Genomic DNA, 3761 nt, shown 5'->3' on the forward strand with positions numbered 1-3761 from the left:
CCAACAACCCCGCCCCCTCCGTATCGCCGGGCGACCAACGGCCGGACGAGGTGGGGGTTGTGGGAAGTCGTTCCGCAAGGCATGGGGGTTCCCCCCGGCCGGAGGCTGGGGGAGGGTTGGCACACCCCCACCACCGGCGTGCACACGCCGACGAAACCCCAGCCACCGGGCAGGTGCGGCGCCGCTGTGAGGTTGCGCCAACCCTCCCCCAGCTACCGCTGGGGGTGCCCCCAGCCTCCGGCGAGGCCGACCCGCAACCAGGTCACCGCGCGGCCGCAACGCGTACGCGCACAACGACGGGCCGCAAGGGGCACCCCCCACAACAACGAACCGGCGGGCGCGGTCAGGTCGTGAGGCGGTGGGGACGGGAGCCCGTCGTGAGGGCGCCCAGGGCCGCGTCGATGGTCGGGCCCAGGTAGTAGTCGCCGGTGTGGTCGAGGCAGTAGACGCGCCCCTCCGCGTCGATCGCGAGCTGCCCGTGGCCCGCGGACTCCTCCCCGAGCGGTGCGACCTCCGTGTCGAGCGCGCTGCCGAGGTCGCCGAGGGTGCGCGCGAGGTGCAGCCCGTGGAGCGGGTCGACGCGGACCGTGCTGGGTGCGACGTGGCGGCCGGGGGAGGTGACGGCCGGCACGGTGAGGCCGCCGAACTCGGCCCAGGCCTCGACGGCGGCGGGGAAGACGCTGTGGCGGTGGCCGCCGGGGGAGACGTAGGCGCGGAGCGTGTCGGCCCAGACCTCGGCCTGCCGGATGTCCCAGCGTCCGGGCTGCCAGCCGGCGGCGCGCAGGGCCACGTCGACGCCGACGGGGAAGCGGGTCGAGTTCATTCGGCGTCGGCTCCCGGGTCGAAGGCGCGGACGCCGAAGTGGGCGAGCAGCGCCTCGCAGGAGCGGCAGGGCGGGGCGTAGGTGCCGTGGGCGGGGTCGCCGTCCTCGCGTATGCGGCGGGCGGTGAGCTTGGCGCCCTTGAGGGCCTTGCGGGCCTCGCCGTTCGTGAGCGGCTTGCGCGCGGCGCGTTTGCTGCGGGCGCCGTCGACGGTGGTGAGGTGGCGGGACAGCAGCACCGGCTCGGGACATCGCCCGGTGAAGCGCTCACGCTGGGCGACGGGGAGGGCGTCGAGGACGTCCTGGACGAGCGGGTGGAGCGGGGGCGGCTGGTCCGCCTTGGCGCCGGTGCAGGTGAGGACCTCGTCCTTGACGGAGAGCGCGGCGGCGACCGCCGGCAGGATCCCGTCGCGCCGGTGGCGCAGCGCCGGTGGCGCGGGCGCTTCGTCGGCTCCCCAGTTGAGCCGCGGATCCGCGGCGTCTCTCGTCAGCATCTTCGTACGGCCCTCCGATCCGTCCTCGCGTCGAGGACGTCCCCCTATGTGCGTAAGACTGCCAAACGGACAAGGCGTTACGGAAGTCGGTTGTGAGGTGAGAGGTTTACTTTGTGCCGGATGTCACGGCACTGTGGGGAGATGCGTATCGTCGTCCGGTGTGCTGCCGCAGCGGTGCTCCTTGCGTTGGCCATTGGTTGTACGGATAGTAGCGCCGGGTCGGACGGGAGGGCCAAGCCCACGGAGAACGGCCGGGATTCGACCACGGCCTCCACGGGAGGGGCACAACGCGCGCTCACCGCGGCCCGGTTGAAGGCGGCGCTGATCACCTCCGCCGATGTGCCCGGTTACGTGGTGACGGGCGGCGCGGGCGTGCCTGTCCCCGAGGAGGCGCTGACCGCGGACCGGCCCGGGTGCCGTCCCCTGTCCGACCCCGTGAGCAGCCGTCCCGTCCGGCCGCGCACGGCCCAGGTGACGGCCGCCGTCACCAGGCGCGGGGCGCTCGGCGGTGACGGCGGGCTGGACCTGCTGCTGCTCGCCGCGCACCGGCCCGGCGAGGCGGGCGAGGTCGTCGCCGGGATCACCGCCGCCCTGAGGCAGTGCCGTTCCTTCGGGACGACGGACGGGGAGGGACGCGCCCGGCACTTCGCCGTCCGTCCCGTGCGGGCCCCCGCGGTGGGCGACGAGGCGGTCGCCTACGTGATGACCGACACCGCCGACGCCACGCGAGGCACCGCCACCGTCACCGTCGTGCGCACCGGGGGCAGCACGGCCACCTACGTCACGGTCAAGCCGTCCGGGGACCCCGGGGGACCGCCCCCGGCCGTCGCGCGCGCCCAGCACGGGAAGCTCGCCGCGGCCGCCGTCCAGCCGTGACCGGAACCAGCTCAAGCGCCTCTTGCCACACCCCATAGGCTGTGCCCAACACCGGATCCAGCATGGGGGCATCGGCAATGACGACAGGTCGGCCCGGGTATCGGGCCGCGCCACCGAACGCGGCTTACGCCGGTCAGATCGTGCACTTCCCGGACCCGGTGCGGCGCGCCCGCCACCCGCAGGGCGTACGCGTGGACGAGCGCGGCTTCCCCGACTTCTCGCCGTACGCCCGCGCGGCGGCCGAGATCGCCGAACCGCCGGACGGCTTCGGAATCGACGAACTCCGGCTGACGGACTACGTGTCGGCCAACGCCGCGCAGCACGCCGCCGGTCACGAGCTGTGGGGCAGCCTGTCCCCCGTCGCCACGCCGCACGGGTGGAGCTGGCACCACGTCGGCGGCAGCCGTCGTCTGGAGCTGATCCCCGCCGAGGTCAAGTCGTTGCTGCGGCACCACGGGGGCCTGGCCACCACCGCCTCCGCCGACCACGACAAGCGCGGTACCCGGCCGCTCCAGGAGACCCGGCCGGTCCACTTCGGCGTACGCAAGGACGGGGTCGCCGTCACCGAGCAGCAGGTCCGGGACGTCGAGGAGGAGCTCGGCTACCGGCTGCCCGGCGCGTACCGCACCTTCCTCAAGGCGGCGGGCGGCAGCGCACCGCGCGGTGTCGCCCTGCTGCCCATGCTGGGACTCCTGGTCGACCAGCCCTTCTTCACCGTGCGGGACGAGGCGGCGGCCAACGACCTCGGCTACGTCAACAAGTGCCTGCGGGACCACCTCACCAAGGACTACCTGGCGATCTCCTACGTCCAGGGCGGTGTGCTCGCCGTGAAGGCGCGCGGCGCCGACCTGGGTTCCATGTGGCTGTGCCCGTACGACGACGTGCGGGACGCCGACGGCGCCTTCGGCTCCACCGAGGAGCGGGTCACCGGGCTGCTGCTGCCCTGCGGCGAGGACTTCGACGCCTTCCTGGCCGCGCTCGCCGGCGACCCGCCGGAGCTGGAGACGGTGGCGAACCTGATGGTGGACGGCGGCTTCGCCCGTGCCGTCCCGGTGGAGGGGTGAGGCAGGACATGGTCACGTTCGCGCAGGCGCAGGAACGCGCCGAGCGGTGGATCAACGCCGACGTCCCGGCCTACCTCGCACGTGAGGTGCAGGTGCGGGAGTTCGACCGGGGCTTCGTGGTCTGGTCCGAGCCGAGGGACGGCGGCCCGACCTCGGACGACGGGGAGACCCGCATCGTCATCGCCCGGGACAGCGGCGACGCCACGCTCTGGCCCGCGCTGTCCGTGGGCGAGATCATCCGCCGCTGGGAGGAGATCTACGGCGCCGCGGCCGGCGCGGTCGCGGACGCCGTGCCGGAGCGGCCCAAGCGGATCGACCTGGAGGCGACGTCCTTCCTGCTGAGCCCGCCGCAGTGGCTGCAGGACGCCGCCGACCGGCTCGGCATCCCCGACCGCCGTGACGTTCCGGACGGCGCCCTGGCCGAGACCGTCCCCACACCGCCGCGCGCCCCGGCCCCTGTCCCTTATAACAATCTCCGAGCCCACGAAACCTCCCCAAAAACCTTAA

At 73.8% G+C, this 3761-nt stretch carries 5 protein-coding genes; 3 read left to right on the top strand and 2 right to left on the bottom strand.

Annotated elements, in window-relative coordinates:
* Positions 1 to 343: 343 nt before the first annotated feature.
* Together PV350_RS45425 and PV350_RS45430 are read right to left on the bottom strand one after the other, a co-directional pair.
* A complete protein-coding gene (locus PV350_RS45425; RefSeq protein WP_499512255.1) occupies positions 344 to 823 on the bottom strand; it encodes an SUKH-3 domain-containing protein in 480 nt (159 codons plus the stop codon).
* On the bottom strand, positions 820 to 1314 hold the full coding sequence (locus PV350_RS45430) for a YwqJ-related putative deaminase (RefSeq protein ID WP_500329006.1): 495 nt from the start codon (positions 1312 to 1314) through the stop codon (positions 820 to 822). Before PV350_RS45430 ends, PV350_RS45425 begins: the two co-directional genes overlap by 4 nt.
* Before the next feature lie 309 nt (positions 1315 to 1623).
* Between PV350_RS45430 and PV350_RS45435 the strand changes: the two genes are divergently transcribed.
* From PV350_RS45435 to PV350_RS45445, 3 genes are all read left to right on the top strand, one after another.
* On the top strand, positions 1624 to 2190 hold the full coding sequence (locus PV350_RS45435; protein WP_499512253.1) for a hypothetical protein: 567 nt from the start codon (positions 1624 to 1626) through the stop codon (positions 2188 to 2190).
* Between the two features lie 77 nt (positions 2191 to 2267).
* Positions 2268 to 3254, top strand: coding sequence for an HNH endonuclease (locus tag PV350_RS45440; protein WP_500339171.1), 987 nt, complete (start codon positions 2268 to 2270; stop codon positions 3252 to 3254).
* An 8-nt stretch (positions 3255 to 3262) separates the two neighbouring features.
* The coding region (locus tag PV350_RS45445; protein ID WP_500339172.1) for an SUKH-4 family immunity protein at positions 3263 to 3761 on the top strand (499 nt) is incomplete at its 3' end.

The sequence above is a fragment of the Streptomyces sp. PA03-6a genome (genome assembly GCF_033792765.1).
In the GTDB taxonomy this organism is placed as follows: Bacteria; Actinomycetota; Actinomycetes; order Streptomycetales; family Streptomycetaceae; genus Actinacidiphila.